Origin of the sequence: Zestomonas carbonaria (genome assembly GCF_904061905.1) — a bacterium.
GTDB classification, from domain to species: domain Bacteria; phylum Pseudomonadota; class Gammaproteobacteria; order Pseudomonadales; family Pseudomonadaceae; genus Aquipseudomonas; species Aquipseudomonas carbonaria.
This window is the reverse complement of record NZ_CAJFCI010000056.1, coordinates 56,251-71,123: the sequence shown is the minus strand read 5'-3', so window position 1 is coordinate 71,123 and position 14,873 is coordinate 56,251. Positions and strand designations below refer to the sequence as shown.

11 protein-coding genes are annotated in these 14,873 nt (G+C 55.7%); 3 read left to right on the top strand and 8 right to left on the bottom strand.

Going from position 1 to position 14,873, the window contains the following annotated elements:
• Positions 1 to 60: 60 nt before the first annotated feature.
• From PSEWESI4_RS14280 to PSEWESI4_RS14270, 3 genes are all read right to left on the bottom strand, one after another.
• Positions 61 to 1,899, bottom strand: coding sequence for a PAS domain-containing sensor histidine kinase (locus tag PSEWESI4_RS14280; RefSeq protein ID WP_187671880.1), 1,839 nt, complete (start codon positions 1,897 to 1,899; stop codon positions 61 to 63).
• A 290-nt stretch (positions 1,900 to 2,189) separates the two neighbouring features.
• Positions 2,190 to 3,623: a catalase gene (locus PSEWESI4_RS14275; protein ID WP_187671879.1), complete on the bottom strand. Its 1,434-nt coding sequence runs from the start codon at positions 3,621 to 3,623 to the stop codon at positions 2,190 to 2,192.
• A 22-nt stretch (positions 3,624 to 3,645) separates the two neighbouring features.
• Positions 3,646 to 3,924, bottom strand: coding sequence for a hypothetical protein (locus tag PSEWESI4_RS14270; protein ID WP_187671878.1), 279 nt, complete (start codon positions 3,922 to 3,924; stop codon positions 3,646 to 3,648).
• 767 nt (positions 3,925 to 4,691) lie between these two features.
• Between PSEWESI4_RS14270 and PSEWESI4_RS14265 the strand changes: the two genes are divergently transcribed.
• The 3 genes from PSEWESI4_RS14265 (at position 4,692) to PSEWESI4_RS14255 (ending at position 7,009) form a co-directional block, all read left to right on the top strand.
• Positions 4,692 to 5,111 carry a MerR family transcriptional regulator gene (locus PSEWESI4_RS14265; RefSeq protein WP_187671877.1) on the top strand — a complete coding sequence of 140 codons (420 nt, stop codon included), beginning with the start codon at positions 4,692 to 4,694 and terminating at the stop codon, positions 5,109 to 5,111.
• Between the two features lie 2 nt (positions 5,112 to 5,113).
• Positions 5,114 to 5,863: an SDR family NAD(P)-dependent oxidoreductase gene (locus tag PSEWESI4_RS14260; protein ID WP_187671876.1), complete on the top strand. Its 750-nt coding sequence runs from the start codon at positions 5,114 to 5,116 to the stop codon at positions 5,861 to 5,863.
• 180 nt (positions 5,864 to 6,043) lie between these two features.
• Complete coding sequence (locus PSEWESI4_RS14255) at positions 6,044 to 7,009, top strand: GlxA family transcriptional regulator (RefSeq protein ID WP_187671875.1); 966 nt, start codon at positions 6,044 to 6,046, stop codon at positions 7,007 to 7,009.
• A 1,026-nt stretch (positions 7,010 to 8,035) separates the two neighbouring features.
• Here PSEWESI4_RS14255 and PSEWESI4_RS25205 read toward each other — a convergent pair.
• From PSEWESI4_RS25205 to PSEWESI4_RS14230, 5 genes are all read right to left on the bottom strand, one after another.
• Positions 8,036 to 10,156 (bottom strand): AAA family ATPase, encoded by a 2,121-nt coding sequence (locus tag PSEWESI4_RS25205; RefSeq protein ID WP_187671874.1) that lies wholly within the window; start codon positions 10,154 to 10,156, stop codon positions 8,036 to 8,038.
• Positions 10,157 to 10,245: 89 nt separating this feature from the next.
• Entirely contained in the window at positions 10,246 to 11,166 is a 921-nt protein-coding gene (locus PSEWESI4_RS14245) for a restriction endonuclease (RefSeq protein ID WP_187671873.1), read from the bottom strand.
• 47 nt (positions 11,167 to 11,213) lie between these two features.
• Positions 11,214 to 11,975 carry a nuclease-related domain-containing protein gene (locus PSEWESI4_RS14240; RefSeq protein ID WP_187671872.1) on the bottom strand — a complete coding sequence of 254 codons (762 nt, stop codon included), beginning with the start codon at positions 11,973 to 11,975 and terminating at the stop codon, positions 11,214 to 11,216.
• 215 nt (positions 11,976 to 12,190) lie between these two features.
• A complete protein-coding gene (locus PSEWESI4_RS14235) occupies positions 12,191 to 13,204 on the bottom strand; it encodes a hypothetical protein (protein ID WP_187671871.1) in 1,014 nt (337 codons plus the stop codon).
• Positions 13,201 to 14,859 (bottom strand): restriction endonuclease subunit M, encoded by a 1,659-nt coding sequence (locus PSEWESI4_RS14230; protein WP_187671870.1) that lies wholly within the window; start codon positions 14,857 to 14,859, stop codon positions 13,201 to 13,203. The genes PSEWESI4_RS14235 and PSEWESI4_RS14230 overlap by 4 nt, the downstream gene beginning before the upstream one ends.
• Positions 14,860 to 14,873: the final 14 nt, after the last annotated feature.

The window sequence follows — 14,873 nt, the reverse complement described above, 5'->3', positions numbered from 1 at the left end:
GGGCTATCCAGGGGGACGAGGGGCGGAATCGGGGATCAATTCGCCTTCGTGCCAGCTCGATCAGCGCTGGTCGCGGGCGAAAGTGGGGGCCTCGTGAGCGAGGACGGTATCGACCGGCTCGACCAGGTTGGGCAGGGAGAAGTAGAACGCCGCACCTGCCCTGGCCTGGTCGTCGGCCCAGATCCGGCCACCGTGCCTTTCGATGATGGAGCGGCAGATGGGGAGTCCCATCCCCATTCCTTCCGCTTTCGTCGTGAAGAAGGGATTGAAGAGCTTCGACTTCACCTGCGGGTCTATTCCCGGTCCGGTATCCATGACCGCCAGCAGCGGGTCGCCCTGGTCGGATCGCTGCAGTCGCACACGCAGTCGCCGCTTGTCTCCCGGGCATCCGCCCATGGCCTGCATTCCGTTCATCACCAGGTTGATGATCACCTGCTGCAACTGAACGCGATCCCCTTGCACGGCAAGCGTCTCGGTCGTCAGCGCTGCCGACAGGATAACGCTGTTGTGCGCGGCTTCCCGCTGAACCAGCGCAAGGGCCTCTTCCACGACCTCCCGCAGATCCAGTGGCGCATATTGCGGATCCGATTTCCTGGACAGCGCGCGGATTCGAAGGATCACGTCACTGGCCCGACGCACCTCGCTCAGCACCCGTGCGATGCCGTCACGTACTTCCTGCAAGTCGGGTTCGTCGTGTTTCAGCCAGTGCAGGCAGGCCTCGCCGTTGGCGGCTATTGCCGACAGCGGCTGGTTGACTTCATGGGCGATCGACGCGACCAGTTCGCCAAGGGTCGTTACCCGGGTGACGTGCGCCAATTCGACCTGGGAACGATGAAGGGCCTCCTCGGCGATCTTGCTGGCGGTCACCTCCATCAGTGCCCCGACATATTCGCAGTTCCCGGTGTTGTCCATTACCGGATGGGCAAGCATGTGCACGTACTTGATGCGTCCATCCGGCATCGATAGGCGGAATTCGAGGTCCAGCCTGGGTTCCATCCTGAGCGCGTCGGCGAACGACCGCTCGATGACAGCCCTGTCGTCGGGGTGGGTCTTCTGGAGGATGCGCTCCAGCGATGGTCTTTCGTCGGGGGAGAACTCGAATAGGCGCAGCGCCTCCTCCGAGCAGTAGATGTCGCCTCTGGGCACCTTGATCCCGATGCTGCTGGTGCGGCTGATGCGCTGTGCGCCGGCAAGGAATGCCTCGCTGCGGCGCAGTGCCTCGATGGCCTGGTTTCGCTCCGTGACATCGTTGTGCGTGGCAAGGATGCCGATGGGGCGGTCATGTTTGTCGCGGAGCAGCGCACATCGGCAAGTGGCTGTAATGGGGGCTCCATCGCGCCGATATACGACAAGCTCGCCTTCCCACGTCCCGGCGTCGAGCAATGTCGTCATTATGTCCTTCATGGGAAGCGGGAACCGTGTCCTCAGCAGCTCATGAAGATTCTTGCCCTTGGCTTCTTTCTGGCTCCAGCCGTAGAGCTTTTCCGCACCCTGGTTCCAACGGGTTATCGTGCCATCGAGCGTCCGTACGATTATGGCGTCATGGGTCTGTGAAAGTTGCTTGAGTTGTACTTGAAGTTCGTCGTTGGCGGACTTGTTCTTGAGCGCGAAAACCGTCGTGATGGTTATCGCGACCAGACTCACCAGGCAGCGTGTGAAAGCGGGAGTGGCAATATCGCCAAAGTGGGATATCAGGAAGGAAACAGCCGTGAGAAACATGCAGGTCAGTGCTATTCCCAGCACACCCCTGCGGCTGAATACCGCTACCGAGATCAGAATTACCGTTACATACAGGACGGCGACGGCTATCTCCAGCGATGTCGCAGTGTCAATGATGAAAATGACCGCAGCCAGGATGATGGCGCCAATTCGTAAAAGAGTTTCTCGAATCGTTTGCATGGGCGCCTGCGATACTTGTGTTTCGTCATTATTGCGTGAGGCGTGGCATTTTCCAGGTATGAACTCCGCTCGGATCAGTAGGAGCGGGCAACCTGCCAGGAAACTTCACGAAAAGGCTGGTTGTTCAGGAATCTGGTGCCGGAAGAATAAGTTCATATGTTGGCTGGAGAAACTATACGTTGGTTTATCCAGGAGGGGGGCTTCTGGGTATCGGAAGTCGTTCGGTCCGGTGTCTCTTCCGGGCCGTCCGTGCGGCCCGGAAGCGCTCCCCGTCCTATGGGGCATACCGTTCAATGAAGCCTTTCGACTGCCGCCTGGACGCCGGCACCGTAGTCGGGATGGGCCCGGGTGCAGTTATCGATGTGGCGCTGGATCACTTCCCGGGACGCGCCCTTCATCGCCCGAGCCGTGTTGTCGAACAGCGCCTGCTTCTGCTCCGGGGTCATCAGGCTGAACAGGGCGCCTGGCTGGGAGTAGTGGTCTTCATCGGGGCGGGGATTCCAATGGTCGACAGGGCCCGTGATGCTCAGTGGCGGCTCGGCGAAATCGTGTTGGTCACTCCATTGGCCGGCACTGTTGGGTGAGTAGGGGCATAGGCCGCCGTGGTTTCCATCCACGCGCATCTGGCCATCGCGGTGATAGCTGTGGACCGGGCAACGGGCACTGTTCACCGGGATCGATGCGTGGTTCACCCCGAGTCGATAGCGCTGGGCATCCCCGTACGAGAACAGCCGTCCCTGGAGCATCTTGTCTGGAGAAAAGCCGATTCCCGGAACTATGTTGGCCGGGCTGAACGCCGCCTGTTCCACTTCGGCGAAGTAGTTGTCCGGGTTGCGGTTGAGTTCCAGGACGCCGACCTCGTGCAGCGGATAGTCGCTGTGCGGCCAGACCTTCGTCAGGTCGAAAGGATTGGTGTGATAGCTGGCGGCGTCATCCTCGGGCATCACCTGTACGTACAGGGTCCAGCGCGGGTACTCGCCGCGTTCGATGCTGTCGTACAGATCGCGCTGGTGGGTCTCGCGATCCTGGCCGATCAGCGTGGTGGCTTCGGCATCGGTCAGGTTCTTGATGCCTTGTTGCGTCTTGAGGGTGAACTTCACCCAATGGCGTTCATTGGCGGCGTTGATGAAGCTGAAGGTATGGCTGCCGAAGCCGTGCATATGGCGATAGCTGGCCGGAATCCCCCGGTCGCTCATCACGATGGTGACCTGGTGCAGGGCCTCGGGCAGCAATGTCCAGAAGTCCCAGTTGTTCTGCGCGCTGCGCACGCCGGTGCGAGGGTCCCGCTTCACGGCGTGGTTGAGGTCGGGAAACTTCAGTGGGTCCCGGATAAAGAATACCGGGGTGTTGTTGCCGACGAGGTCCCAGTTGCCCTGCTCGGTATAGAACTTGATCGCGAAGCCGCGAATGTCACGTTCCGCGTCGGCCGCGCCGCGCTCACCGGCTACCGTGGAAAAGCGCACGAAAACATCGGTCTTCTTGCCGGCTGCGGAAAACACCTTCGCCTTGGTGAAGCGAGTGATGTCGTGAGTGACGGTGAACGTACCGTAGGCGCCCGACCCCTTGGCGTGCATGCGGCGTTCCGGGATGACCTCCCGGTCGAAATGCGCGAGCTTTTCCAGGAGCCAGACATCCTGCAGCAGGGCCGGCCCTCGTGGCCCTGCGGTCAGGATGTGGTTGTCGTCGACGACCGGGGCACCGAACGCCGTGGTGAGCTTCTTCATCGTTTTTTCCTCATGGTGGATGTCAGGACTCAAGACGCGGATGCGATTGCATTGCCTCGACAAGGCGCGAGATGTGATTGGCCTGGGCAACGAGGTCGGTGAGTAACTCCGAGGTCGCGTAGTCCCCGGTTTCGTGGGCACGATCCAGCGTCTCGCGAACGCGCCAGGGAAATGCCGTCAGCAACTTGAAGTGGCAATGGACGGAGGCGTGACCGAGAGAGAGGCGACCCTGTGTGGCGGGCAGTACCGCGCCGAGTGGCGATGAGTGATCCATTCCGGGAAAGCCGGCAATATCGTCCATGGCTGTCCGCAGCAGGACGATGTACCTGCCCAGCTCCATCGCGGGGCCAGGTCGTGGCAACGCCGATCTTGTCCCTTGCCACGGTTCCGCGAAAAAGACTCTCAGCAAGATGGCATGCCGGAGTTGTTCCTTCAGAAGGTTGAACAACCTGATGCACCCATCGCGGTCGAGAGAAAAATGTGCCCCGTGCCGAGTGATTCGGCATCCGCTATAGCGCTGCTCTTCAGAAATCATTTGGCCTTGCATATCGGGACTCGCTGTATTCGATACAGGGGATGTTGTGAGCAGGTAGAGCTATTTGTTTCTAGGGAGGGGAAAGTTCAATATTTTCGAGCTGGCTTGTTATTCGTGACTTAAAGATAAACTCCGTGGTGCGCCCGATCACTTCTACCAAGAGTTGCCTGGCTCATACTCACGCATGATGTCCTTGTACTTTTGTTCATATGGTTGTTGGTGGGATGCTTCTGTAGTCTCCAGTTACTTCCAGATTTGAAGTGTCCGGTGGCCGGTAACGGCCACTGCGGCCATCTCTGCGCTGCATCATTGATCCAGGCGAAGAGTCAGGGTGGGTAATTCGCTGTGTCGGAAGTTATTGCACTACGGGGCGAATGGTCGCCGTGATGAGATATCTGGCGCCGAGTAGGTCGCGCAACTTATCCGCCGATAAATTGCCTGCAACGGGAAAGGTCCAATGCGGCGCATGGCTTCGACGCTTGACCTTGACACTAGCGTCAAGCCTTTACAGTCCCATTCCAGTGGAGGTGGTCATGCAAATCGGGGAACTGGCATCCCGCGCCGGCATCAGTACACGCGTGTTGCGTCATTACGAATCCAGGGAGTTGATCGAGTCCACGCGGCTGGAGAACGGCTATCGCGACTACGCACCCATCATGCTGCAACGGGTGCTGTGGATACGTGAGCTGATCGAGTGCGGCTTCAGTACCCGGCAGATCCGGGGGCTACTGCAGCACTTGGACGAGGAGGAGGACAGCGAAGGCTTCCTCGCCTGCCTGCAGCAGCATCTGGAAAAGCTCCGCGCCCTGGATGCGCTCCTGGCCCAGCTCGCCGATCGGCGCGCGCGCCTGGCGGCGAAGATCGAGCGCTACATGCCATTGCAGGATGAGTCGCCGTTCGCCGTTGCCCCGCCACCTCCAGTCCGTGTTCGTTCAACAACCACACCGGAGTAATGATGGGAAAGCTAGCAGGCAAGATCGCGCTCGTGACCGGAGGCAATAGCGGCATCGGCCTCGCCACCGCACAACGGTTCGCCCAGGAGGGCGCGGAGGTGATCATCACCGGCCGGCGCCAGCAGGTGGTCGAAACCGCCGTCGGCCTGATTGGCGAAAAGGCCACTGGCGTCACTGCGGACGTCAGCCGTTCGGCCGACCTCGACGACCTCTACCAGCACATCGCCAAGCGCCATGGCCGGCTCGACATCATCGTCGCCAGCGCCGGCATCATCATCCCCGCGTCCACCGAGCAGGTCGACGAACAACAGTTCGCCGCCCAGTTCGACATCAACGTCAAAGGGGTCTTCTACACCGTCCAGAAAGCCCTGCCCCTGCTCAGCGATGGCGGCTCGATCGTCCTGGTCTCCTCGATCGCCCACCTGAAGGCGCTGGAAGCCCACACGGTCTACGCCGCCACCAAGGCCGCGGTCCGTTCCTTCGCCCGCAGTTGGGCGGCGGAACTCAAGCAGCGGAATATCCGCGTCAACTGCCTGAGTCCCGGCCCGGTACATACGCCGATCATTGGCAAGATGGGGGTCAAGGACGACCAGTTCGCCGAGTTCGAAGCGATGCTCGCTTCCCAGATCCCCCTCGGGCGGATCGGACGTCCCGACGAGCTGGCAAACGCCGCTCTCTTCCTCGCCTCGGACGACAGCAGCTTCGTCACCGGTGTTGACCTGTGCGTCGACGGAGGGCTGTCGCAGTTGTAGCCCGGCCGGGCACGGGGCACGCATCTGACCGGTGCGTGCTCGCTGCTCGAGCAGGCATGGTCATTCAGAGCATCTTCACGCTGCCTGGCCAGCGGACTGCATGGCCGGTGACTGGCGTTGACTGTGGCACCAGGGCGGGAGCCTAATGCGGCCAAGGATATCGATCGTGGGATTCCGGCCATGGCACGTCATGTCGGTTTTCTGGTCTACCCGGGGTTCGTGCTGCTGGATCTGAGTGGGCCGCTCGAAGCCTTTCTGAACGCCAGCCACCTGTCATCGTCCGACTACCGGCTCACCGTCACTTCACTGGAGGGTGGCCTGGTACGCAGCGCCTGCGGGCTTCCGGTACTCACCGAGGCGTTGCAGAGCACCGTGTTCGACACCTTCATCGTGGTCGGCGCCCCGGTACCGCTGGAAGGTGAGCGGGCGGCCGAACTGGCGGCGAGCATCCGCGACATTTCCCTGAGTTCGCGCAGGACCGCCAGCGTCTGTACCGGCGCCTTCCTGCTGGCTGCCAGCGGCCTGCTCGACGGCCGCGTCGCGACGACCCACTGGTACTACGCCCCGCTGTTGCAGGCGCGACACCCGGCGCTGCGCGTCGATGGTGACCGGATGTGGACCGAAGACGGCGGTATCTGGACCTCGGCGGGCATGTCGGCCGGCATCGACATGAGCCTGGCCATGATCGAGCAGGACCTGGGCAAGGAGGTGGCGCTGTCGGTGGCGCGCATGCTGGTCGTCTACTACCGGCGGCCCGGGGGCCAGTACCAGTTCTCTTCGCTGCTGGACTTCGATCCGGGCTCGGACCGTATCCGCACCACGCTGAGCTTCATTCGCGAACACCTGCGCGACAACCTGTCGGTCGAGCGCCTGGCGGAAGTCGCCAACCTGAGCGTGCGCCAGTTCGGGCGAGCGTTTGCCTCGTCCACCGGGATGACGCCGGCGCGGGCGGTCGAACGGCTGCGCGTGGAAGCGGCGCGACCGCAAGTGGAGGATGGACGGCAGACGTTCGAGGAGATCGCGCGCCTGACCGGATTCATCGATGCCGGCCGCATGAGCCAGAGCTTCCTGCGGGTAGTCGGACGCACGCCGCAGGAACTCCGGCGCAGCGCACGCAGGGGAGAGGCGCTGAGGCGATTAGTGTAGGACTGCCAGGGGCTGGCTGTTTTCGAGTCCTCTCCGGAACCACGCTTTCCAGCGCTCTATGCGCGCTTGATGCCTTAGCCCGAAGCGTGCCAGGTATTTGCGCTGGCGGTCGGCGTCTTCGGTGTCTGCTTGGCCTGGCGAGATACGGCAAAGAGCTGGCGTCCGGCTTCCGAGAGGCGGTAGATGGCAGCCTGGCGACTTCAGACCAACGCTCGGAGGATCAAACGCTTCCTGCCGGTCAGGATTGTGCTGGAACGGCTGGGCGAAAAGCGTTTGCGCTATCGCGTAAGTGCCATCTGAGTAGCCGCATAGCTAAGTTGTGGTACGGCGGAGAGACGGCCGAACGGGAGGCCGAGCGACCCAGGCACGACTCCCCCGAACCTTGAACTGCCCGGTACATTGCCGGCATCGACTCATGAACTGCGGCAGTAGTGGACGCGGTTTTACCCGTTCAAGATGGACCCTGACCCAGCAGCGTGCCCTCGACTACGCGATCTTGGCTATGCCCGCTTCAGCCCGGGACATCTGATAGATGTGGGCGACCTGAACCCGCTGGCGAAGCAGTGTGGACACTTCGTGGTCACTGGAGATGTTTTGAAAGGGGAGAACTCTGAAAACCTGACCGGTAAAGCGAGAAAAGCCTCGCTTCGCGCGGCTTTGAAGGTGGTGGGCCCACACGGACTCGAACCGTGGACCAAAGGATTATGAGTTGCCTAGAAACGCTGCAAGCCTAGTGAAATCGGGCGTAGCTTAGCGCAGGTACAGTTAGCTGAAAGTAGCGTCGTAGAGCGGGTTAAGCGTAATTTAGCGAAATCTGTAAAAGCTGGGCACTGTACCGCCAGTGTACTGTTTTTTGTACCGTGAAACGATCAAGCTTTAGCCACCTCATAAGTATTTTCGTGTTCCGAAAGCTTGATGGCGGTCAGGAAGGTATTCTCAAAGAAACAGTCTGCTTTGGTTTTCGATAGATCATTAGCCAGCCCTCAACGGTAATCGAATTCCATTCATCAAACCTCACCCGATAGCTCATTCTGTGGTTTCAGCTAGGATTTTTTCGCATTCCCTAACGACATATTCCGGAATTAAATCGAACTGCGTTGGATCTAGCTGAAAGATAAACTCGTTTTCAATATGGTAAGTTTCGTTGATGAATTTCCTGATGACAGAATTGTCAATGGTTTCTATGTCTAACAATATCCGGGTCAGCTGTAATTTCTCATAGCCATTAGTGCTTTGGTGATACAGTGCCTTAATTCGCTCATTGTCATTGAATAAGGCGATCAAAGATGGGTAGTCTGTCGGTAAGTCAGAAATATGGGATTTTATTTCCGCGATTCCAGCCGAAATGTCATCGGGCGACAGCGGCGTGCTCAAACCGTCATCAGTTTTTGGAAATCGATGGTCTTCCGGTTCAGCGCGCTTCTTAAATAGATTTGACAACACTTGGTATGCGGCTTCAAGCTCGCCCAGAACTTCATAGCGGCGTCGCAGATAAATAAGCTTAATAATTGGGTTTTGCGTTGATGCCAATATGGTTCCGCAGATCTGTATGAAAGTTTTTATATTGTCGCCTGAAATTGGCTGCTCAGTGATTTCGCCGTTTCGCAGTTGCAAATATGCCGCGAAAACTTGATTGCTAAACTGTCCTCGAACAGATTTTAATGTGTCAATAATCGGCTCGACATCATGGGTAAGCATCAAGACTGTTTTGCCCTTCAAGCAATATTCAGCATTTCGCCTAAAAAGCATCTCTAAAATTGCGTATTTTTTGTTCTTGTCGAATGAAGATATTGGGTCATCTAATATGATTAGATTTGGTTTTTTGGCTATGCACTCGTACATAAACAAAATAAGCGAAAAGGCGTTGCGTTCACCGAAACTCAAATGCTGACTGCCACCACTCAGATGGCTTGAATGATCCATGTGCCGTAATTTGAGCTGTGATTGCTCGCCCTCGCCAATGATTGCCACCTGATAGCGATACCCTGCGAAAGTAAGAAACGCATTAATATCAGTCTGATGCTTTTCAACCAGTTTTTGCATCTCTTTTCGCTGTTGATTAATTTTGCCCTGTAGCGGGCCGGCCTGTTGTATTAAACCGTCAATTGACTGGTTGATTATGGCTGTTGTTTCGTTGGTTTTGGCGGAGTTTAAAGTGTCGAAAAACTGAAGATCGATTTTGTAAGTTAGTAATTTTTGCCCGACAATATCTCCTTCTTTAAAATCAAAACCAGTTAAACTTTTTATTCTCTCAAGTTTCGCCACTAAGTCATCAATCTGTGACTTGATCGTTACGATAAAGGTTTCGTGCTCTTTTTCGATCCCGTCCTTAAGTGACTTAATGATGTTCAGCTTTTCTCGCGCAGGGTCTGAGAAAAAATCCCCTAGCTTATTTATTACTTCGATAATGCTGACCAGGTTCTTTATCAGGTTTTTGTCGTACTCTTGACTCACCTTGGCAATTTGCTCTTTCTTGTCCGTAGAGTCGCTGGTGCAAAATGGGCATGAATCAGATAATTCGGAGAATTCTTTGTGTCCTTTGGCTTGCCAATCAATCCAAGTAACACTCTTGGGGCTTTGGATGAATGGCTGATAGTGCTCTAGTCCCTGTGGGATATGATCAATTTTATTTGCGCTGGAAAGCGCTTTGGCTCCGGTTGATGTTTTGGCCAAGCCACCGCTAGCGGTGACTTTAAATGCGCCACTCAGCTCTTTTAGATTGGCTAGTAGTGCTTCTAAATTAGGGTTGTTTGCAAATTGTTGTTGAACTGCGCTTGTGAGTGCTTGGATTTCTCGCTCTTTTTCTTTGTAAGCTTCTGTGCGTATAAAAATATCAAAGCTATTGCTCACCAGTTCATCTGGTTGAAAAGTGAATTTGCTTACGTACTCTTCGTTAAAGCACATGATGCTGTCGAAGTGTTCGATGCCAAAAACTTCAGGTTTGATGTTGTTTGGATTTTCGCTACGAAATTTAAAGGGCAATAGTTCGGCTAGCGCTTGGTCATCTTTGGCTGTGGCAAACTGGATGGCTTTTGAAATGGTGCTTTTCCCCGTGCCATTAGGGGCAAATTTGATATTCAGCTTACCTGCTTCGATGGATACCTTGGCTGATGTAATGTTGTTGCATTGCTTAATATCAATTTCCATTATGCCATCCTTATATTGTTGGCCTGCTTCACTCGCCGTAATTTGTCTGTTCATTAGCACGAAAATGATCAGATTTATTATCTCTCTAGTTATTCCTCGTCGAAGTAGTCGCTATCCAGCTTCGGAAGCTTAAGTAGGCGCGACGTTACACCAACCCCGTGATCCATCATCAAGTTGACCAGTCGACTGCCATCTACCAGCACCATGCCTTCTACGGAACGGGAAAATTCGATTGCCTGGGCCGTGAAGCCTGAGGTGGTAATAAACACGCCACGCTTGGCCTTCTGCCCTGCAAGAGCTCCATAGAAGGCTTGCAGTTCTGGTCTACCAACTGTGCCCTGCCAGCGTTTTGCTTGGACGTAGACCTTCTCCAGGCCGAGCTTGTCGAGTGAGATCACCCCGTCGATACCGCCATCACCGCTGCCGCCGACACGCTGCAGATCGTTGCGGCTAGCGCCGTATCCAAGGCTATGCAGCACATCCAGCACGATGACTTCAAAACGGTTAGGGCTGACTTGCAGGAGGTTATCCAGGAGGTCAGCAGCCGTTGCCTCACGTAGCTCACGTAGAGCCTGCTCCAGGCGGTCGTCAGGGCTAACAGTTGCTGAGCTAAGCGTCGGCGCTGGCTGTTCTTGACCATCGAGGGGGATAGCGTCGGTTGGGCTCTTCAGGTTTACGTTCTTGAAACCGATGGCTAGCCGTTCCACTTCATCTGCTGCGAGTGGCTCGGGATGCTCTAAGGCATAGGTAATGCCTGCGTCTGTCAGCTTCCAGTATCCACGCTTGGCGCTGCTGGACAGGCCGGCACGCTTGAGGCGGTCGTGTGCCCAGCCTGCGCGGTTTTTGTAGGTGGCCTGGCCGCTGGCAATCAACTCTTGGCGCTGAGCTTCCGACAGGTTCAGCACATCGGCAGCGGCCTCATGGGCGTCACGTGCTGTCGCGCCTTCGGGCGTGGCGGCCAGGTAGCGTAGGATCGGCTCAATAAACTGGTCGTAAGTAGGTACGGGCATTGCGACTCCAGGCGCAGGATTGATGTTAGGGCCGCGTGCTAAAGACTCTACATGGTTCTGCATTTGGGGAATGCCGAGCATCCCCAGAACTGCTGCCCCGCTTTTGCCCCTGATTTCACCGTTCGAATAAGTAGCGCACTGCCGCATCTCGGGCATTGCCGCTCGGCTGTTGGGTCGCTTCGGCGTTTGAGGTTTTGCACGTGCTCTCGGTGGGTGGCGAGTGTGGGGGCGCGGCGGCCGGTTTGCAGGGTTTGCACCATGGCGTCGACTTCAGTCTCGCTGAATACCGGCTGCTGGAATGACTTGATATAGCGGATAAAGCCTAGGCCCTGTGTCACGTTGGCCGGCACTTCGGTTTTGAAGGTGCTGCCGCCGACGAAGGTGATCACCGAGTGCAGGTGCTCGGGGTTAACGCCAAGGGTGGCTTCCAGGGCTTTGAGGTGCTTGTAGTTCTGGCGTAGCGGGTTCTGGAATTTGAATGTGCGCTTGTAGAGCTTCTGCGTCCACTGTGGCTGCTTCTCGCTGCCGAAGATCCAGCCGCTCATGTTCTTTGTTTCCAGCACGAAGATGCCGTAGGGTGCGAGGAATACGTGGTCGATCTGCGTGGTGCCGTCTGGTGTGTTCAGCGTGACATTGTGCAGGCGGCGGTAGGTCTGTTTGTCCAGCTGCCAATGGGCAAACAGTCGCACTAGGAGTTCGCCAATATGACCCTTGGCCCAATGCGACTTGAGCAGGCCGATCAGCAGCGTCAGCGGGATAAACCAGCCTAGCGTGCCCCAGACCTGCGCGATGATGGGGGGGAAGTCCATTTCATAACCTTCGGCGATCCTGTGATGTTCGGATCTTACCGAAAGCAAGCCTAAATGGACGATAGGACGCGAGGCTCTTGGACCACGCGCCCTGTGATGACGGCCCCCTGTTCGTTGAGCCGAGCGACTGCGGGGTTGCACGTCACCTCGGCCGATGGTTGGATTGGCGCTTCCGAGGTGGTAGCGCCATATTCTCTGTCAATATACAAAGAAGGTTATGCTTCACCAATAGCGTTGGGCTCGAAAGCTCCCTCTTCCTCTAACTCCTTTAAATCAATGGCTTCATCAGCTGTGCCAATAAAGAAATGATGGTTCGGTTCAGCCGCGAAGTAAGACCTAAGTTCATCTCGCGCATTTGCTAGGTTTTTATAATACTCACGGAATGGGCGGGACACTAAAGTTGCGTGGTTGGCGTCGCGTGGGATGGGTATGCGAATAGAAAGATACCGATCTCCTACGTCTTCACGGTTTGTTTGCATGAAAATAACTCGCCGCCATTGATCTCTCACGATATTAAGTGTGAGTGCCCACATAAGATAAAATGGGTCAAAATTCGCCTCTTCTCCGGGGCGTACTATGATCACTTCTTTCGTAGTGACGACTTGTTCTTGACCCGGCAAGATCATACAAAAATCGCCTATGTTCTTTGATGTGCGCTCTGGGCAAATTAGATCCCATGCAGCAAGGCCTGATGACTTTCCTTTCCAGAATTTCTCCGCTACAGCATGGGGCACCCGATTTGTTGGGTTTATATTGAGCAGCCCCGCGCGAAGGTCGCTGACCTTGATGTACGGTACAGTTCCAACTCGAACGCTTTGAGTTGGCGATCCGTGGCCGTTACGGATTGTAAGCATCCTCGCCTCAATCATCTGGCCAATTGTCATAGAGGTGAAGTTCCGAAATTTATCGGTATCCATCACTTCATCAAAGGTATCGTCGTAGCGGCGGTCGTAAAAATTAGGTACAGCGCAGCGCATGGACACCTCTTCGGCGCTGACGTAGCGTAGCGTAGATGTCCAGTTGCCATCTCGTAGTGCTTCCATATCCGTTTTCAGTTGATCGTCAATGGCGTCTACGAGTCCTCCAGTGTCGGGGTCTATAACCTGAATGCGCTGGCCGGTTTGAGGATTTACCAGCGGTAGCAGTCGACCACCTTTAGTTAAGCCGCAAGTTGGAGCTGTCGAGACCATGATTTGATCTTCTCTAAACCATGAGGGTTTATGGATCATCGTGCCTTCTCCTCTGTGGTTTCCTGATCAATCACGAGCTCGCCGATTTTCTCAAAAATATAGAAATTAGTTTTAGCGCGGCAGAACTCCTCGAACGCTTCCATAGGGATATTCACCATGCCACGCAGTTTGAGTCGCCCTTCGAGCCAGTCAGGTAGCCAGCGATAGCTAAATGAGAAAAAATAGGTTTCGGGAAGAATGATTCCGACGCGGCCGCCCACCTGGAGTAGTCGATAGGCATGCTCAAGGAAAATAAGGCCTATCTCTAGTTCCACATATTCCGATTTCTTACCTGCCGCCGCCGCTTTGGATATGGTGTACTTCCCTGCGCGGGCATCGGCAGCGGAAACTTTCAAGCTTTCCCCAAAGGGAGGGTTGGTTACTACCACAGTAAACTTTCTTGCAACACCATCGGGGTGATGCTTGCTACCTAGCTCGCTTTGAAGTTGGGGGAAGCTTGATGCCCAGTTATGTACTCGTACCGAATCACCCTGCAAAACGTGCGTCGAACCGTCTCTGAACGCAATCATCAATGCTTTGGTAAGCTTGATGCCAATGCTGTCCATGTCGGTGCCGTAGAGATTGTCATTGGCGTACTTAACAATGCGATACGACTCTGCTTCGTCCGGAAACTCGTTTTCTTTAACTTGACGTAGGGTTTCATGTAGGAAGCTTCCTGTGCCACATGCCGGGTCAATTACGCTGTCCTCAGAGGTTATCTCCAGTGCCATAACGCAAGGTCGAATTACCCGTTGAGGTGTAAGAAACTGTCCTTCACCAGATTTTAGCGCGGACGCGCGAAATACTTGGAAAGCCTTGGATAAGACATCCATATCGTCCCCAAGTATACGGAACTGAGACAGCTCGACGACGACTCTATATAGAGTTGCGTCCGTAAGCTTTATCTCATCCTGATCATCTTGGTTGAACACACGGTTTTGTTGCTTAGCAAAGTAATCCTTGAACTGTTTGCGGATAGCCTCAGCGGTTTTTTGGATGCGGTTGTGCTCGCCTCCATAAACTCGGAACCGAACTGGTTCGTGTGAGTGTTTTGGCAGGGAGTAAAAAGCATCATTGTCAAGCTTCACCAGCATGACATGAAGCAGTTCGCGCAGTTGGTCTTCTCTACGCGTAGCTCTTGAGTCCTGCACCACAACCGTAGCGACCAAGCGCTTTAGTGCAGCAGTAAGCTCGACGTCGGTTGGTAAGCGTAGAGTTTTCCATGTCAATGGTGCAGAAGGGGGGCGCGTAAGGTCATCGTCTGGCTGAGGAAGTGCTGCCCCCTCAACTTCTAGCCACTCGTTGATGTGCTGCTTGTATATGGCGAGGCTTTGGCTGCCATTGGTCCAGTACCCCAGCTTGGCCATCGGCTCCATCGAAAGGTAGCGCATCAATTGTTCGCGGCCAGCGCTAATATCTGGGGCTTTGAACTCGAAAATCACCTGCATGGCATAGGACTGGCGACTATTGTCGGCGAAAGCAACCAGGTCTGCGGAGCCTGCGGTGCTGTACTTCTGCCCCCGCTCACGCTTCGATAGATCATGGGGCGTAGATGGGATCTGCCATTCTGGCTTCCACTGTAAACGGTCTGTTTGCCAGCCAAGGGCTTCGAGTTTGGCAATCACAGTTTGCCGGACAACTTCTTCAGGCTTCACAGCTTTCCTTAACG

What these genes read in the sequence shown, in the direction of transcription:
- PSEWESI4_RS14255 (WP_187671875.1), top strand. Translation starts at nt 6,044, where the DNA reads ATGGCACGTCATGTCGGTTTTCTGGTCTACCCGGGGTTCGTGCTGCTG.
- PSEWESI4_RS14275 (WP_187671879.1), bottom strand. Translation starts at nt 3,623, where the DNA reads ATGAAGAAGCTCACCACGGCGTTCGGTGCCCCGGTCGTCGACGACAAC.
- PSEWESI4_RS14245 (WP_187671873.1), bottom strand. Translation starts at nt 11,166, where the DNA reads ATGCCCGTACCTACTTACGACCAGTTTATTGAGCCGATCCTACGCTAC.
- PSEWESI4_RS14265 (WP_187671877.1), top strand. Translation starts at nt 4,692, where the DNA reads ATGCAAATCGGGGAACTGGCATCCCGCGCCGGCATCAGTACACGCGTG.
- PSEWESI4_RS14235 (WP_187671871.1), bottom strand. Translation starts at nt 13,204, where the DNA reads ATGATCCATAAACCCTCATGGTTTAGAGAAGATCAAATCATGGTCTCG.
- PSEWESI4_RS14260 (WP_187671876.1), top strand. Translation starts at nt 5,114, where the DNA reads ATGGGAAAGCTAGCAGGCAAGATCGCGCTCGTGACCGGAGGCAATAGC.
- PSEWESI4_RS14280 (WP_187671880.1), bottom strand. Translation starts at nt 1,899, where the DNA reads ATGCAAACGATTCGAGAAACTCTTTTACGAATTGGCGCCATCATCCTG.
- PSEWESI4_RS14270 (WP_187671878.1), bottom strand. Translation starts at nt 3,924, where the DNA reads ATGGACGATATTGCCGGCTTTCCCGGAATGGATCACTCATCGCCACTC.
- PSEWESI4_RS14240 (WP_187671872.1), bottom strand. Translation starts at nt 11,975, where the DNA reads ATGGACTTCCCCCCCATCATCGCGCAGGTCTGGGGCACGCTAGGCTGG.
- PSEWESI4_RS25205 (WP_187671874.1), bottom strand. Translation starts at nt 10,156, where the DNA reads ATGGAAATTGATATTAAGCAATGCAACAACATTACATCAGCCAAGGTA.